The sequence below is a fragment of the Bacillus sp. J33 genome (genome assembly GCF_000518885.1).
In the GTDB taxonomy this organism is placed as follows: domain Bacteria; phylum Bacillota; class Bacilli; order Bacillales; family Cytobacillaceae; genus Cytobacillus.
Window position 1 is genome coordinate 1 of sequence record NZ_JAEL01000017.1, and the last position, 13466, is coordinate 13466.

Genomic DNA, 13466 nt, shown 5'->3' on the forward strand with positions numbered 1-13466 from the left:
TCTCTTTTTCCATAAACTCGTTCAATACCAAAACAATGGCTGATCTAACAACTGCATCAATATTCGATTTTAATACAGATTCTTTTAAAAGTTCCAAATCTAGGTTAAACTGTAATTGGGTCATTTTTATTCCTCTTTTCATTGTTTATCGTCGCTGAAAACATTGTAGCCAAGAGTGAATAAAATGAACCCTTTTTCTTTTTACACAATTATATGGACTTAATCCTTCATTGGGCTTATGAAGACCAAAATCCGAGTAGAAAGGAGAAGAAAAGTCCTTCATAAAGTTCCTGAACCTCAAAATTTATCAAGAAAAGCCTTTTACTCATAATACCTCCACTGGCGAACTCCTATTTTTTTATAATTTTTTTCTAAAACACTTCTTATCCTCTTTTTTGAATTTATCACTTTACACCAATCATGAATAACATTGGTAGTAATTGTATGCTGAGGAAAAAGGAGCTTAAATTCCTTCACACTTCGCATTATTGCTTTCGCAACCCCTTCTTCCAATCCACATTCTCTGCAAATACATTTCTGTCCTTCTACATGGATTGAAAAGGAGGTACATTTTATACAAGTAATTCCTTTTTGCAGTTGTTCAAAATCATATATAGTCAATATTTTAAACGGAGATTCTTTAATATGCTTTGATAGTAACTTGTCAGCAAGTATTTTGTGTCTCTCATTTAATTTGGATGGTATAGCATTTAGAGTGGTTAAAAAGCGATTGAGTTGAGTAGGGAAAATAAATGGTTTGTTTAGGGGTGTTTGGTATAAGGTGAATTCGGAATTGATAAAAACAACGTAAGAATGAATGGGTAAATTAAATCCAAGGTTTTGGAGCAACTGGCGAAGCAAGGATTCACTCTGCTTCATTGATTAAGCGGATTCGTAATTTCGCGTTTAGGCTTCTTGTAAAACCTATCGGATTCATAGAAATAATCTCCTTCATAATTCTTTACCTCAAAAATATAGATGCATTCTGAAAAAATAACTAATGAATCTATTTGAAATAAGGTATTGTTTAACTTTAGAAGCAAATCATTTAAGATATAACAATCACTCTCAAGTTTGTTTGTCCATAAATCAAATAGAATTTCTCCTTCATAGCCTTTTTTAAGATTTAAATAGTGCTGTTCTTCTTTATCAGACAAACTCATTCTGGTCCTTAAGGATTTAAGCAATAGTAATTCAGCAGCTTTATTGCGGAATTTATAATGCATAACCCACATCCTATCATTTTTTAATCCATTCCATAATATAAAAATCTATTGGAGCATTCATACTATATAATGCCATTCTTCATAAAAAAATCAGAGGCAAAGCTCTGATTAAGGTTAGATTAGTTAATGTTTTGCAGCAGGCGCTATAATCACTCGTTACAAGAGGTGTCAGCTAAATCAATTATATAAAAATACTTTCAAAGTACCCTTACTATCTATAGTCGCGAGCAGTACATTTTTTATTTCCGTCTTATATAAGCTTTCCAAGGTGGAGGCAAGCCAGCTTTCATCCTTTTGAATTTGGATAAGCTCGTTTTTATTTACCTTGCCTTCCTTGATAATGGTTCTAGGCATATCGAATGGTTCCGCCTTCATTTGTATGGAAGCAGGTGTAATGGGTTCATATTTGGGATCTAAAAAAAAGGAAAGATCCCCGTCAGCTTCCCATAATGCTAGGGAAACTTTCTTTACGTCATCTACTTTTTTCTCGCGTAATTCTTCTAGCAGGACATCAATAGATATTCTTGCCTTTTTTAATCCTTTGTAAATGATTTCTCCATTCTGTACGACTGTTATGGACTGGTTATTAACAAGCTTTCTAACCGCTGGCCATTTTAGGATACTGAATAAGCTGGCCAGATACAGGACAACCAATACCGTGGTTGTCACTATAGAACCTTTTAGCCCTAGCTCCTCGTCAGACAATGGATGGGCAATAATATTTCCAATTACTAAAGCCATAACAAAATCAAGGAGCCTTAATTGGGAAATGGCACGCTGGCCTAAGATTTTGGCAACCGCCACTAAAAAGAAATATGCGATTACAGCCCTAAGACCCCATTCCAAGGCGGTGAGTGTTGACTGCCTTTGAAAAAAATCCATCTATTGCACATCCTTTAACAACAATTACATTCACATGCAGGCGTTTAGATTTTGCTTTGCAGCCTCTTAAAAGTTTTTTCTCAGTTAGCAGCAATTATTCAAAACCTAACATTACATATAATTTCTTCCTTTCTGTAAAACTAAGGAAAAGGAGGTTAAATAAATGAAAAAATTCTTATTAATGTTTCTCCTATCCCTGTCTTTCTTAACGTTAATGGGCTGTGGAAATGATGAAGCGCCTGAGGAAGGAGAACAAGTGGAAGATGTTGAAGAAGAGGATGAAATTGGTGACGGCGAGATTGATGATGAGTAAAAGAGTGATACGGTGTTTGATATAAAAGGAGTGGCCAGACCTTGGCCCTCCTTTTTACGTAATTAGTAAGTCCAACTGTAAGAGGAGGATGTGGGGGCATTCCTGTTTGACTCATGGTTTTTCTTTATTCGGGAAACATAATGGTATATTATTTTAGTCCTATAAGGGAGTGGGCAGCTTTGAAAAAGGTAACAAGTGTTTTTTGGATTTCTTTGGTCATAGCAAGTATTTTTGTTATTTGGGGCATGATTGCACCTGTTCAGTTAGGGGAAGTGATGGATCAAACAAAAGCTTACTTTTTGGGCTCATTTGGCTGGTTTTATCAGTTATCCGCCACTTTTTTTCTTATATTTGCTTTGTTTTTGATTTTTAGCAAGTACGGGAAAATTAAATTAGGTTCGCATGATGATAAGCCGGATTTTAAACGCAGCACATGGTTTGCCATGCTGTTCAGTGCTGGAATGGGTATTGGATTATTATTCTTTGGCGTTTCTGAGCCAATCTCCCATTTTACGAATCCGCCAATTGGCGAAGGCGGGACTCCTGAGGCAGCAAGAGTTGCATTAAGATATACCTATTTGCATTGGGGATTTCATGCCTGGGCGATCTATTCTGTCATAGCGCTTGTTCTTGCTTATTATAAATTCAGGAAGAAACAGCCTGGTTTAATGAGTGTTACATTAACTCCTTTACTAGGGGACAGAGCAAAGGGAATCACGGGCATTATTGTAGATAGTGTTGCCGTTTTTGCAACAATTTTTGGTGTAGCGGCCTCCCTCGGACTTGGAGCAGCCCAAATTAATGGCGGCTTAAATTATGTGGCCGGAGTACCAAATAACTATAGTGTCCAGCTTTTAATAATAGCCATAGTAACTGTCTTATTTATACTTTCTGCAAGTACAGGACTTCAAAAAGGGATCAAATATTTAAGTAATGCCAATTTGGTCCTTGCAGTTATTCTTCTATTTGCTTTCCTGATTTTAGCCCCAACAGGATTTGTGCTGGATCTTTTTACGACTACATTAGGGAGTTATGTACAGAACCTGCCCAGTATGGGATTGAGGCTTGCTCCTTTTAATGAGGAACAGGCAACTTGGATTCAGGATTGGACCATTTTTTATTGGGCCTGGTGGATTGCCTGGGCACCCTTTGTCGGGACCTTTATAGCACGCGTATCGAAAGGGAGAACGGTTCGGGAATTTATGATCGCCGTCCTGATTATTCCGACGCTTGTATGTGCTTTTTGGTTTAGTGTGTTTGGCGGGACGGCTATTTATTTTGACTATTTTGAAGGAGCCAATATCGCAGGGCAGAGTCTGGAGACAGCATTATTTTTTGTTTATGATCGCCTGGCATTTTCGGGTGGCCTTGTAATAGTTACTTTACTGCTGATAACTACTTTTTTTGTAACCTCGGCAGATTCCGCAACATTCGTATTGGGGATGCAGACAACAAATGGTGATCTGAATCCGCCTAACTTTGTAAAAATCGTCTGGGGTCTGTTTTTATCAGCCTCAGCAATCGTATTGATGCTCTCTGGCGGATTGAGCGCCATGCAGACTGCTATTATTGTAAGTGCATTTCCGCTGACATTTGTTTTAATTGCAATGTCCTTTGCCATTCTAAAAGAATTTAAAAAAGAAGTTCCTGCGAAAAGCGTGGCGAAGAAAAAGGCTAAAAAAGTTAAACCGGGGGAAGAGCCTGATCCGGGATTGCTTTAATGCTTTCAATAAACGCATATATTCTGCCAGAGGACTATGATTAAAAAGTTATAACCTTTAAAAAAAGCCAGAGATCCGTTATCTGAACGAATCCCTGGCCTTTTTAGTTTTGGTTACAGTTCTTTTTTTATTTAGGCTCTGTTACATTTGCCTGTTGATTTCAGCACGAGGCACTCAAGCGTTCAGCGGGCAGTCCGACGCTCCTCGGTGCATCCACACCTGCGGGGTCTCCCGCTGACACGCATCTCCCGCAGGACATTGAATAAGCTTCCCCGAGTTAACACCTCGTCGTAAGGAAATGCGGTAGCATTTTCGAGGAGCTCGTACCTCCCGCTCCAATCAACAGGGTGCTAAAATCAACAATAAGCTTTAACACAGTCTTTATTTAAAAAACGGAAATATTCGGAACTTCAACAGCTTTTCCCGAAAGTATCAGAAAAACCAGATGGAAGGAGAAGGCTGTAAAACCTGCCTATTCTTCTTGCATGATTCCTTCATATATCCTCTTCAAATCCTTACGAAGCTTCTCGACAGGAACAAAACGGGCCTCTCTAAGGACTTCTCTGCCATCTAAATATAAAACGACTACAGGTACTGTAAATGCCATTAAAAAACCGGCAATTTCTGTTACCTTATCCGCATTAACGAGCCCTGCTTCTATCTGGGGGTATTCTTTTAAAACTTCCTCAACCTGAGGCAGCAAACCATGGCAGACACTTCAGCTGTCCGTTAAAACATAAATGAAGCTCAGTTCATGATTCTGAATCATTTGCTGGACTTCTTCCATAGATAAAAGCTCTTTCATCATGATTCTCCCTTTTCAGAAAAGACTTTTTCCTATTATACAATAGGATTTCCATAAGTCCTTCTAGAATATCTTATTGGGTTATATTATTTCCTTTAAAGGCTAAAAATGCGCTAGATAGGAGTGGGTTAGATGACAAATCTTTGGGAAGAAAAATTTGAAGCTGAGGGATATTTATATGGCGAAGAGCCAAATGAGTTTATAAGAGAACAAGCCAACCGGCTTGAGAGCAAAAAAAGAATTGTTGCTTTTGCAGAGGGGGAAGGCCGCAATGCGGTTTTTCTTGCCAGTCAGGGACACGACGTTACAGCCTGGGATTATACGCAAAATGGACTAAAGAAAACGGAACAATTGGCTGAACGGCATAATGTCACAGTTCAAACAGAACAAAAGGATTTAATTTATGATTCTGTACCTTTTGAAGAATATGATGCATCAGTAATGGTTTTTGGGCATTTTTTGAAACAGGATCAGAAAACTGTATTTGATAAGCTGATTTCTGTAGTGAAACCAGGAGGAATGGTATTAATGGAGGTTTATTCAGAGGATCAGCTCCGTTATCAAACAGGTGGGCCAAAAAGGATTGATATGGTTTATGACCCTGCCGACTTGCTTGAATGGATTGGAGGGTATAAGGTTGTGCATTTCTTTTATGGCGAACAGGAGAGAGTGGAAGGCAGAGGGCATACTGGCACTGGACATGTCATACAGGTGATATTGAAAAAAGAGAAGATAAAATAGGAGGCTGTTTGCGGCCTCCCTTTTATTATTTCGTAAGCTCTTTTCTCATTAATTGTTGTTTTACTTATGAATCCCGCCGTTGATTAAACTTATTTAGCCACCCGAAAAGAAACAAACTTTACGAAAACAGCCATTTCTTAAGATGTGATTGGACGGCTGCCGGCAGCCTTGGCGGAATAGACGCGGTATAAGACAAGTGCAATCGCAGAAAGCAAAATGCCTGATATATATGGGAAACCAATGCTGACAGTGAAAAGCCATCCGCCCAATGGCGGGCCGATAATTCTGCCTAGAGAGTCAAATGACGATAAAAGCCCTGTTGTACTGCCATGCCCGGTCTGAGAAGTCTTGGTCAGCAGAGAGGAAACGCTCGGACGGATAAAACCGTTCCCCACACCAAACACAGTTAAATAAATGGCTGCTGTAGCAAAGCTATCAATCAGCAGGATTAGTGCAAATCCGATGGCAGATATCGTAATGCCGATTTGGATCACTGCCCCTTCCCCGTACTTTTTCGTCATTCTTCCCACTAATCCGCCTTGTACAAGGGCACCTGCAAACCCCATAATCATAAAGATATAGCCAAGCTCAACTGTCCCCAGTCCTGCTTTTTCAGCAGCAAAATAGGCGAACGTTGCCTCCAAGCCTGCCAGGGATAACGAGACAAATAGCTGCAGGAAAAATAGAATGCTAACAGGTCCGTTCAAAGCTTTAAATAATCCAGGCCGTTTTACAGACTGATTGCTCCGCTGTTCCGGTGATAGGGATTCTTTCAGCACGGCCATGACAAGAAAGAAAGTAATGAAGGAGGATGCACCTGCCAGGTAAAAGGGTACATTCAGACTTTCCCGGGAAAAGATACCGCCAATTGCAGGTCCAAAGATAAAACCTAAACCGACAGCGGCACCGATAATTCCCATTCCTTTTCCGCGGTCTTCTTCAGAAGTTATATCTGCTACATATGCCATAACAGTTGGCATGTTCGCTGATGATAAAAAGCCGCCGATTATTCTTGCGGCAAACAGCATCCAGAGCTCAGTAGATAATGCCATCATGAAAAAAGATAATCCAAGGCCGAAAATCCCGATCATAATGACAGGTTTGCGGCCAATCTTATCGGAAATGCGGCCCCACATAGGTGCAAAGAGCAGCTGCATTAAAGAATAAACAGCCATAAGCAAGCCCAGCTGCGTCGGTGTAGCTCCTAACTCTTCAGCATAAAAAGGTATGACAGGAATGATGATCCCAAATCCCACCATAACAAGAAACATGACTGCAAATAATAGAGGCAGTGCTTTTTTAGAATTCAACGTGTTCACTCCAGTAAGGTCAAATCAATTTAAGTAATATGATTATATCAAAAACAATCTTATACTTTCACCCTAGGAAGTGTACAGTAGGAAAGTTCTATTTGGCAGGTAATGTCACAAATATATTGAAATATCAAAATAATATGAACTATTATTGGTTTATGTTTATTTTACATAATTGAGAGGGGGATGTTTGTGAAAAAGAATTTAGAAAAGAAGGTTCTGATCGCCAGTTTAATTGGCAGTTCCATCGAATGGTTTGATTATTTTTTATATGGAACGGTTGCTGCACTAGTATTTAATCAAATGTTTTTTCATAGCGATGATCCGGCTGTCGGATTGATGCTGGCGTATGCTTCCTTTGCACTTGCCTTCTTCATCCGTCCGCTTGGGGGCGTTATTTTCAGCCATATCGGAGATCGAATCGGCCGGAAGAAAACACTTGTCCTTACGCTATCGCTGATGGGCGGTGCGACCGTTCTTATGGGCTTTCTGCCAACTTATGACAATATTGGGGCAGCTGCACCGATTCTTCTAATTATCTTGCGTTTAATACAGGGAATTGGCTTAGGCGGTGAATGGGGAGGCGCCCTTCTATTAGCTGTTGAATATGCGCCTAAGGAAAGAAGGGGCTTTTTCGGAAGCATCCCGCAAATGGGTGTAACAATTGGTATGCTGCTTGGAACACTTGCTTTATCCGTTATGACCTTATTGCCTGAAGAAGCATTTTTGTCATGGGGCTGGCGTGTCCCCTTTATTTTAAGTGCTCTGCTCGTCTTCTTTGGTTTGTGGATCCGCAAAGGCATTGATGAAACACCATCCTTCAAAAAAGCGCGGGAGAAAGGCGAAATTGCCAAGATTCCTTTTGTGGAAACGATGCGCAGCCATTGGAAGGAAGTTTTAATAGCAATAGGTGCGAAGGTAGTAGAAACAGCTCCGTTTTATATCTTTGGAACCTTTATTGTTTCCTATGCGACAGCTCAGCTTGGATTCTCGCGTACAGTTACGTTAAATGCCGTAACAATAGCAACGATTGTGACGACCATTTTAATTCCGGTAATGGGAAAGCTATCGGATAAAATCGGACGCAAAAAGCTGTATGTTGGCGGTACGGTACTCATGATGCTCTATGCCTTCCCATACTTCTGGCTGCTTCATCAAAATTCAGCAACCCTGCTTATTGTGGCGACAGTTCTTGGTCTCGGCATTATTTGGGCCCCCATTACAGCTGTACTTGGTACAATGTTTTCGGAAATCTTCAAGTCAAATGTCCGTTATACAGGAATTACGCTAGGCTACCAAATTGGAGCTGCATTAGCCGGAGGCACTGCCCCGCTGGTTGCAACAGCCTTGCTGAATGCCTATGACAATTCCTATGTCCCTGTGGCTCTATATATCATGCTTGCAGCAGCCATCTCCTTAATTGCAATCGCATCAGTACGCGATAAAAGCAATCAGGATTTGGACTCTGATATAGCTGTAAATCGTACAGGCATAGGGCAGCATCATACAGATCAAAAAGCTTAAGGTTTTATATGAGAGGGAGATTTTATGCTTGTATTATCTGAAAAACAAATCCAGTCGATTTATACGATGGCAACCGCTATCAAGGACATGGAAGGGGCTTTGGCCCACTACACTGATGGAAAAATACAGAATCCCCACCGGACGGTGCTGGACTTCCCTCATAAAATGGCATCCGCTCTCTATATGCCCAGTGCGATGGAGCCGATCGGGAAAACGGCTGTAAAGGTGGTCACCATTTTCCCCGGCAATCCGGCAATAGGGAAAAAAACAACACAGGGAGTTATTCTATTAAGCGATACAGAAAATGGAGAACACTTGGCATGCCTAAATGCCTCGTATCTGACAAGGCTTCGGACAGGTGCTGCCAGCGGAATTGCAACAAAGCATCTGGCGAAAAAATCGGCAAGGTCAGTAGCGGTTATTGGCTGCGGGGCAATGGCTGAAGAGCAGCTTCAAGCTGTATTGGAAGTCCGTAAAATAGAGAGAATTATGCTTTATAACCGCACAATTTCAAAGGCTTATGAGTTTGCTGACCGATTTAGGGATTTTAGCGGGTCTATAACGGTTTTTGATCATGCTGATGAAGCTGTTTCTTTAGCAGATATAGTTATTTGCAGCACCCGCTCTGAAACACCCGTTTTCTCAGGAGCAGCCCTCAGGCCTGGAACGCATATTAACGGAGTGGGCTCCTATCTCCCTCATATGCAGGAAGTGGACGCTGAAACACTTTTGCGAAGCGCTAAAATCGTTGCAGATACGATAGAGGGTGTAAAGGATGAAGCAGGTGATTTCATCATACCTCTCAACGAAGGAAAATGGAATTTTTCAAAGCTTCATGGTGAACTGGGAGAATTGGCAGCTGGACGGATTGCTGGAAGAGAAAATGACGACGAAATCACCTTTTTTAAGTCAGTCGGAATTGCTTATTTTGACCTGGCCGTGGCTGCTGCAGTATATGAAAAAGCCATTCGCGAAGGTGTTGGAACAAAGGTAGAAATTTAAAAGGATGAATAGTGCCGGCCTCATTGGAAAATCTATACCTATATTCTAAATAAAGGAGAGATTTGAATGCCAAAGAAGCCGGATAAAGTAACAGAAGAACAGCAGGTAGTTTCGGCCCAAAATCAGGCAAATCAATTTAAAAAAGGGCTGGATACTGAGTTTTCTTTAGAAGAAAACGTACAGGATGCGGCAGCTAAAAGCCAGCAGTTTCAGGCCAGAAACCAGCAGCCGACTTATGAGCCGAATAAACCGTTTTAAGAGACTGCATGATGGGTGCTTCAGCCCATCATGCAGTCTTTTATTTGCACATGTAAGGGAAAAAGGTTCAAAATTCCTATAATCGAGTCTATTTACCTATAATTAATCGTCGTAAATAGGATAATAGACCGTTATATAGCCAAATTTCACTATGTTATGATAATTCTAACAATTAAAGTGAGAGGAGATAGATTAGTGATAAAGAAGAAATTATTATCTGTTCTATCAACGGGAGCTCTTGCGCTCTCTTTATTATCGCCGCTGGCATCAGACCCTTCTGAAGCATCAGCGGAAACCGTTCCAAATTGGGACATTGAAAGATATGGAGATCGCGTTGATATCGATGGCAAGCTGAACAGTCTGTCTGAGGATTCATCATTTTTGAAGCAGGCTGAGAAGAAATTAATGGAACAAGCGGGGCAAATTAATTTTAATGAAGATGAAACTTCCGGGAATGATTCAGCTGATAGCACCTTTACATATGATGGAGGAACGAAGCTTTTTCTAAATAGGGAATTAGAGTTTAAAGAATTTACCCTCCGCAGCACGGGTGAAAATGTTGAGATTTGGGTGGCAAATGATTTATCCTTCCCTGATGATCGCCCAGCACACGTTGTGACACAAGAGCAGGTTGATAAACTGCGAGATGAGTTTGACAGCAATATATATCCTAAGGCAACATCTTTCTTCGGAACGCCAGATAGCCTTGATGGATCTAATTCTCCTTTACCGGAAATGGTCGGTCTTCCTGACGGTTATTATGAAGGAAGCGACAAAGTGATTATGCTGGTAGATAATATCAAGGATGATGGTTATTACAATCCTGATTACCCATTCTTCGTTGCTGGCTTCTTCTGGCAAACACTAGAAAACTATATTGATAGAAATATCATTACAATCGATACAAATAGCTGGGAAACCCGCTTGGAATCTACATTCTTTGGAACTACTATCCATGAACTGCAGCATTTAATTCATGCTGATAACGATGGTGCTGAAGAAACCTGGATTAACGAGGGGATGTCTACTTTCTCTGAATATCTTGGAGGATATGGCCATGATGAAGGCTCTATTAATTTCTACCTGGATCATCCGGAAAATTCTCTAGTAAATTGGGACGACCACAGAAACGCAGCAACTGGCCCTGAAACGATTGCTGACTATGGACAGGTTTATCTTTTCACTTTGTATATGAATGACAAATTCGGCCAGGAGTTTATCCGTGAGTTAGCACTGAATAAGTCGCAGGGCATTGATAGTATTAATGAGGTCTTAAAGGCACATGGATCCACCATGGATTTCACTCAAGTTTATCAGAACTTTATGACAGCTTTAACTCTGGATTCCAGTAAAATAGGCGAAGGAATTTACGATTTTGACAGCATTAATCTTCGCGAACTTGCAGTTGATGATAAGGGTACGAAACGCGGAATGACTGTAAACTTTGAAAAGGCTTTACAATTTGAAAAAGAAGGTGTCCCTGCTTGGGGCGGAGATTTCAAGCAACTGGATTTCCAAGAAAAAATTAATGGAATCTCCTTTGATGGAGTAGACTTCCTTCCTGTTCCGTGGAAATCAGTGGCTGATCCAAAAGGATCTGAAAATCAGGTTCTATGGGGCAATAATGGAGATGAAGCGGATAACGCTTTAATCTTTGAAGCAGATCTATCGAATGTTGATAGTGCGACATTAAAGTTTGATAATTTTATTGATATTGAAGAAAATTGGGATTTTGGTGTTGTCCAAGTTTCTGCTGATGGAGGAAAAACATGGAAGAGTCTTGCTAATGAAAATACAACCAGCGAAGTAGTAGAAGAAGGCTATCCAAAAATTGAAGAAAATGTACCGGGATTTACAGGTCATTATGCTGACTGGCAAACAGAAACTTTTGATTTAAGTGAATATGCTGGCCAGAAAGTTTTAGTTTCTTTCCGCTATTTAACAGACTGGGGATACAATGACAGCGGCTGGTTCATTGATAATATTGAAATACCGGAAATTGGCTACAGCCATGACGGATCTTCTGCTGAAGGATTCAAGTCAATGAATGAATTGCTGGGCAAGTATGTAAATTACACGGTTACTTTTATCAATGAAAAAACAGTTGGAAACAAAGCAGGCCAGAAGGAAACATATAAGGTTGTCACAGTGGATCCGTTCAATGTAACAGAAGAAAATGCATTGCAATTGAAGCAGCTGTTCCAGGAGGGAAAGAATTACATGATTACTTCCTATGCTGCTCCTAAAGATGATAAAAATGCTGTAGACTTTACTTATGAAGTCGAATTGAAGGAAGCTAAGAAAAAATAATCGTTTTGGGACCCATTCAATGGAGGGTCCCTCTTTTTATTTTGCTGGAGCTTTTTGAGTATTAACGATAACTTCTGTAAAATAGATGCATAATCATCCTACTAAAAAGGAGTTACTATGAAAAAATACGTGGTTATAGGTGCCGGAATCCTTGGGGCTTCAGCAGCCTACCATTTGGCTAAAGCAGGAGCAGCAGTTACTGTCATTGACCGGAAAGACCCCGGGCAGGCAACTGATGCAGCGGCTGGCATTATTTGCCCATGGCTTACCCAGCGCCGGAATAAGGCCTGGTATGCTTTGGCCAAAGGGGGAGCGGCATACTATCAGACTCTTATAAAAGAGCTCGAGAAGGACGGAGAGACGGAAACAGGATATGAGAAAATAGGTGCTGTAAGCCTGCATATAGATCCTGCGAAGCTTGAAAAAATGGAAGAACGGGCGGTTAAAAGGCGGGAATCTGCCCCCGAGATAGGGGAGATTGTGCAGATGTCCCCGGAGCAAACTTCTGAATTGTTTCCTCCCTTAGCAAATGAATATGCATCTGTCTATGTCAGCGGAGCAGCCCGCGTTGATGGGCGGGAATTAAGGGATGCACTGCTGAGATCTGCTGAAAAGCATGGAGCTGAATTAGTAAATGGATCTGCGGAGCTTGTTAGTGATGGAACTGTTGTCAAAGGGGTTAAGGCCACGGAAAGGTATTATGAGGCAGAGAGTGTGATTGTAGCGGCTGGAGCATGGGCTGGTGAGCTTTTTAAACCATTGGGAATACATTTGGATGTTAAGCCGCAAAAAGCGCAAATCATCCATTTACAGCTGGAAAATGTGGAGACGGAAAAGTGGCCTGTTGTCATGCCTCCAAACAATCAGTATATTTTAGCATTTGATGGAGGCCGTGTCGTAATAGGAGCCACTCATGAAGATGATAGGGGGTACGATTTAAGAGCAACGGCAGGCGGCCTGCATGAAATCTTAGATAAAGCTTTGACGATTGCGCCAGGCCTTTCTGATGGGGCGTTTACCGAAGTCCGTGTAGGCTTCCGTCCCTATACACCAGGTTTCCTGCCTATTATTGGCGAAGTTCCAGGCTTCAAAGGGCTTTATCTATCAAATGGGCTTGGAGCCTCAGGATTGACTGCAGGGCCGTTTCTTGGCGCTCAGCTTGCAAAGCTGGCCCTCGGCAAAGAGGCGGATATTGATCTGGAGCTTTATGACCCTTCTAGGGCTATTAAGAAAGTGTAAATGAAAGTGGTGCCTGATCCTGTCCAGGCACTTATTTTTATATGCAAAACTTCGATTAAGATTATTGCTTCTAGGTTAATAATTCTCTTATTTTCGGGTATACACTAATGAAATCAGATCATACTAGCGGAT

The 13466-nt window shown here is 41.0% G+C and carries 13 protein-coding genes and 1 pseudogene; 8 read left to right on the forward strand and 6 right to left on the reverse strand.

Annotation, left to right across the window (positions count from 1 at the left end):
- From L634_RS34885 to L634_RS0107310, 4 genes and pseudogenes are all read right to left on the reverse strand, one after another.
- Positions 1-124: pseudogene (locus L634_RS34885) on the reverse strand (IS256 family transposase); the annotation flags it as partial.
- 197 nt (positions 125-321) lie between these two features.
- Positions 322-861: a hypothetical protein gene (locus tag L634_RS34770; protein ID WP_332249036.1), complete on the reverse strand. Its 540-nt coding sequence runs from the start codon at positions 859-861 to the stop codon at positions 322-324.
- A 14-nt stretch (positions 862-875) separates the two neighbouring features.
- Positions 876-1226, reverse strand: coding sequence for a nuclease-related domain-containing protein (locus L634_RS34775; RefSeq protein WP_332249037.1), 351 nt, complete (start codon positions 1224-1226; stop codon positions 876-878).
- 177 nt (positions 1227-1403) lie between these two features.
- Positions 1404-2108, reverse strand: a complete 705-nt coding sequence (locus L634_RS0107310; protein WP_026581888.1) for a DUF421 domain-containing protein — start codon at positions 2106-2108, stop codon at positions 1404-1406.
- 163 nt (positions 2109-2271) lie between these two features.
- Here L634_RS0107310 and L634_RS33785 point away from each other — a divergent pair, with 163 nt between their 5' ends.
- Complete coding sequence (locus L634_RS33785; protein WP_198029718.1) at positions 2272-2421, forward strand: hypothetical protein; 150 nt, start codon at positions 2272-2274, stop codon at positions 2419-2421.
- Between the two features lie 179 nt (positions 2422-2600).
- Complete coding sequence (locus L634_RS0107320) at positions 2601-4142, forward strand: glycine betaine uptake BCCT transporter (RefSeq protein WP_034262215.1); 1542 nt, start codon at positions 2601-2603, stop codon at positions 4140-4142.
- A 472-nt stretch (positions 4143-4614) separates the two neighbouring features.
- Here the strand turns inward: L634_RS0107320 and L634_RS30755 are convergent, their stop codons facing one another.
- Positions 4615-4845: a thioredoxin family protein gene (locus tag L634_RS30755; protein WP_232233723.1), complete on the reverse strand. Its 231-nt coding sequence runs from the start codon at positions 4843-4845 to the stop codon at positions 4615-4617.
- 234 nt (positions 4846-5079) lie between these two features.
- On the opposite strand from L634_RS30755, the gene L634_RS0107330 reads away from it, so the two are divergent.
- The gene (locus L634_RS0107330; RefSeq protein ID WP_026581890.1) at positions 5080-5688 is read left to right on the forward strand and encodes a class I SAM-dependent methyltransferase; all 609 of its coding nucleotides are present in this window, start codon (positions 5080-5082) and stop codon (positions 5686-5688) included.
- Positions 5689-5825: 137 nt separating this feature from the next.
- On the opposite strand, the gene L634_RS0107335 is transcribed toward L634_RS0107330, so the two are convergent.
- A complete protein-coding gene (locus L634_RS0107335) occupies positions 5826-6998 on the reverse strand; it encodes a tetracycline resistance MFS efflux pump (RefSeq protein WP_026581891.1) in 1173 nt (390 codons plus the stop codon).
- Positions 6999-7187: 189 nt separating this feature from the next.
- On the opposite strand from L634_RS0107335, the gene L634_RS0107340 reads away from it, so the two are divergent.
- The 5 genes from L634_RS0107340 to L634_RS0107360 all read left to right on the forward strand — a co-directional run bounded on the left by L634_RS0107340 (position 7188) and on the right by L634_RS0107360 (position 13334).
- Positions 7188-8525, forward strand: coding sequence for an MFS transporter (locus L634_RS0107340; protein ID WP_442852691.1), 1338 nt, complete (start codon positions 7188-7190; stop codon positions 8523-8525).
- Positions 8526-8549: 24 nt separating this feature from the next.
- Positions 8550-9527 (forward strand): ornithine cyclodeaminase family protein, encoded by a 978-nt coding sequence (locus L634_RS0107345; RefSeq protein ID WP_026581893.1) that lies wholly within the window; start codon positions 8550-8552, stop codon positions 9525-9527.
- A gap of 66 nt (positions 9528-9593) precedes the next feature.
- Complete coding sequence (locus L634_RS0107350; protein WP_026581894.1) at positions 9594-9785, forward strand: hypothetical protein; 192 nt, start codon at positions 9594-9596, stop codon at positions 9783-9785.
- Between the two features lie 195 nt (positions 9786-9980).
- On the forward strand, positions 9981-12095 hold the full coding sequence (locus L634_RS0107355; protein WP_034262206.1) for an immune inhibitor A domain-containing protein: 2115 nt from the start codon (positions 9981-9983) through the stop codon (positions 12093-12095).
- Positions 12096-12212: 117 nt separating this feature from the next.
- Entirely contained in the window at positions 12213-13334 is a 1122-nt protein-coding gene (locus tag L634_RS0107360; RefSeq protein ID WP_026581896.1) for an NAD(P)/FAD-dependent oxidoreductase, read from the forward strand.
- Positions 13335-13466 lie beyond the last annotated feature (132 nt).

Excerpts from the sequence above, each read along its gene's own strand:
- L634_RS34775 (WP_332249037.1), bottom strand. The coding sequence starts at position 1,226 with ATGCATTATAAATTCCGCAATAAAGCTGCTGAATTACTATTGCTTAAA.
- L634_RS0107310 (WP_026581888.1), bottom strand. The coding sequence starts at position 2,108 with ATGGATTTTTTTCAAAGGCAGTCAACACTCACCGCCTTGGAATGGGGT.
- L634_RS33785 (WP_198029718.1), top strand. The coding sequence starts at position 2,272 with ATGAAAAAATTCTTATTAATGTTTCTCCTATCCCTGTCTTTCTTAACG.
- L634_RS0107330 (WP_026581890.1), top strand. The coding sequence starts at position 5,080 with ATGACAAATCTTTGGGAAGAAAAATTTGAAGCTGAGGGATATTTATAT.
- L634_RS0107340 (WP_442852691.1), top strand. The coding sequence starts at position 7,188 with ATGTTTGTGAAAAAGAATTTAGAAAAGAAGGTTCTGATCGCCAGTTTA.
- L634_RS0107345 (WP_026581893.1), top strand. The coding sequence starts at position 8,550 with ATGCTTGTATTATCTGAAAAACAAATCCAGTCGATTTATACGATGGCA.
- L634_RS0107350 (WP_026581894.1), top strand. The coding sequence starts at position 9,594 with ATGCCAAAGAAGCCGGATAAAGTAACAGAAGAACAGCAGGTAGTTTCG.
- L634_RS0107360 (WP_026581896.1), top strand. The coding sequence starts at position 12,213 with ATGAAAAAATACGTGGTTATAGGTGCCGGAATCCTTGGGGCTTCAGCA.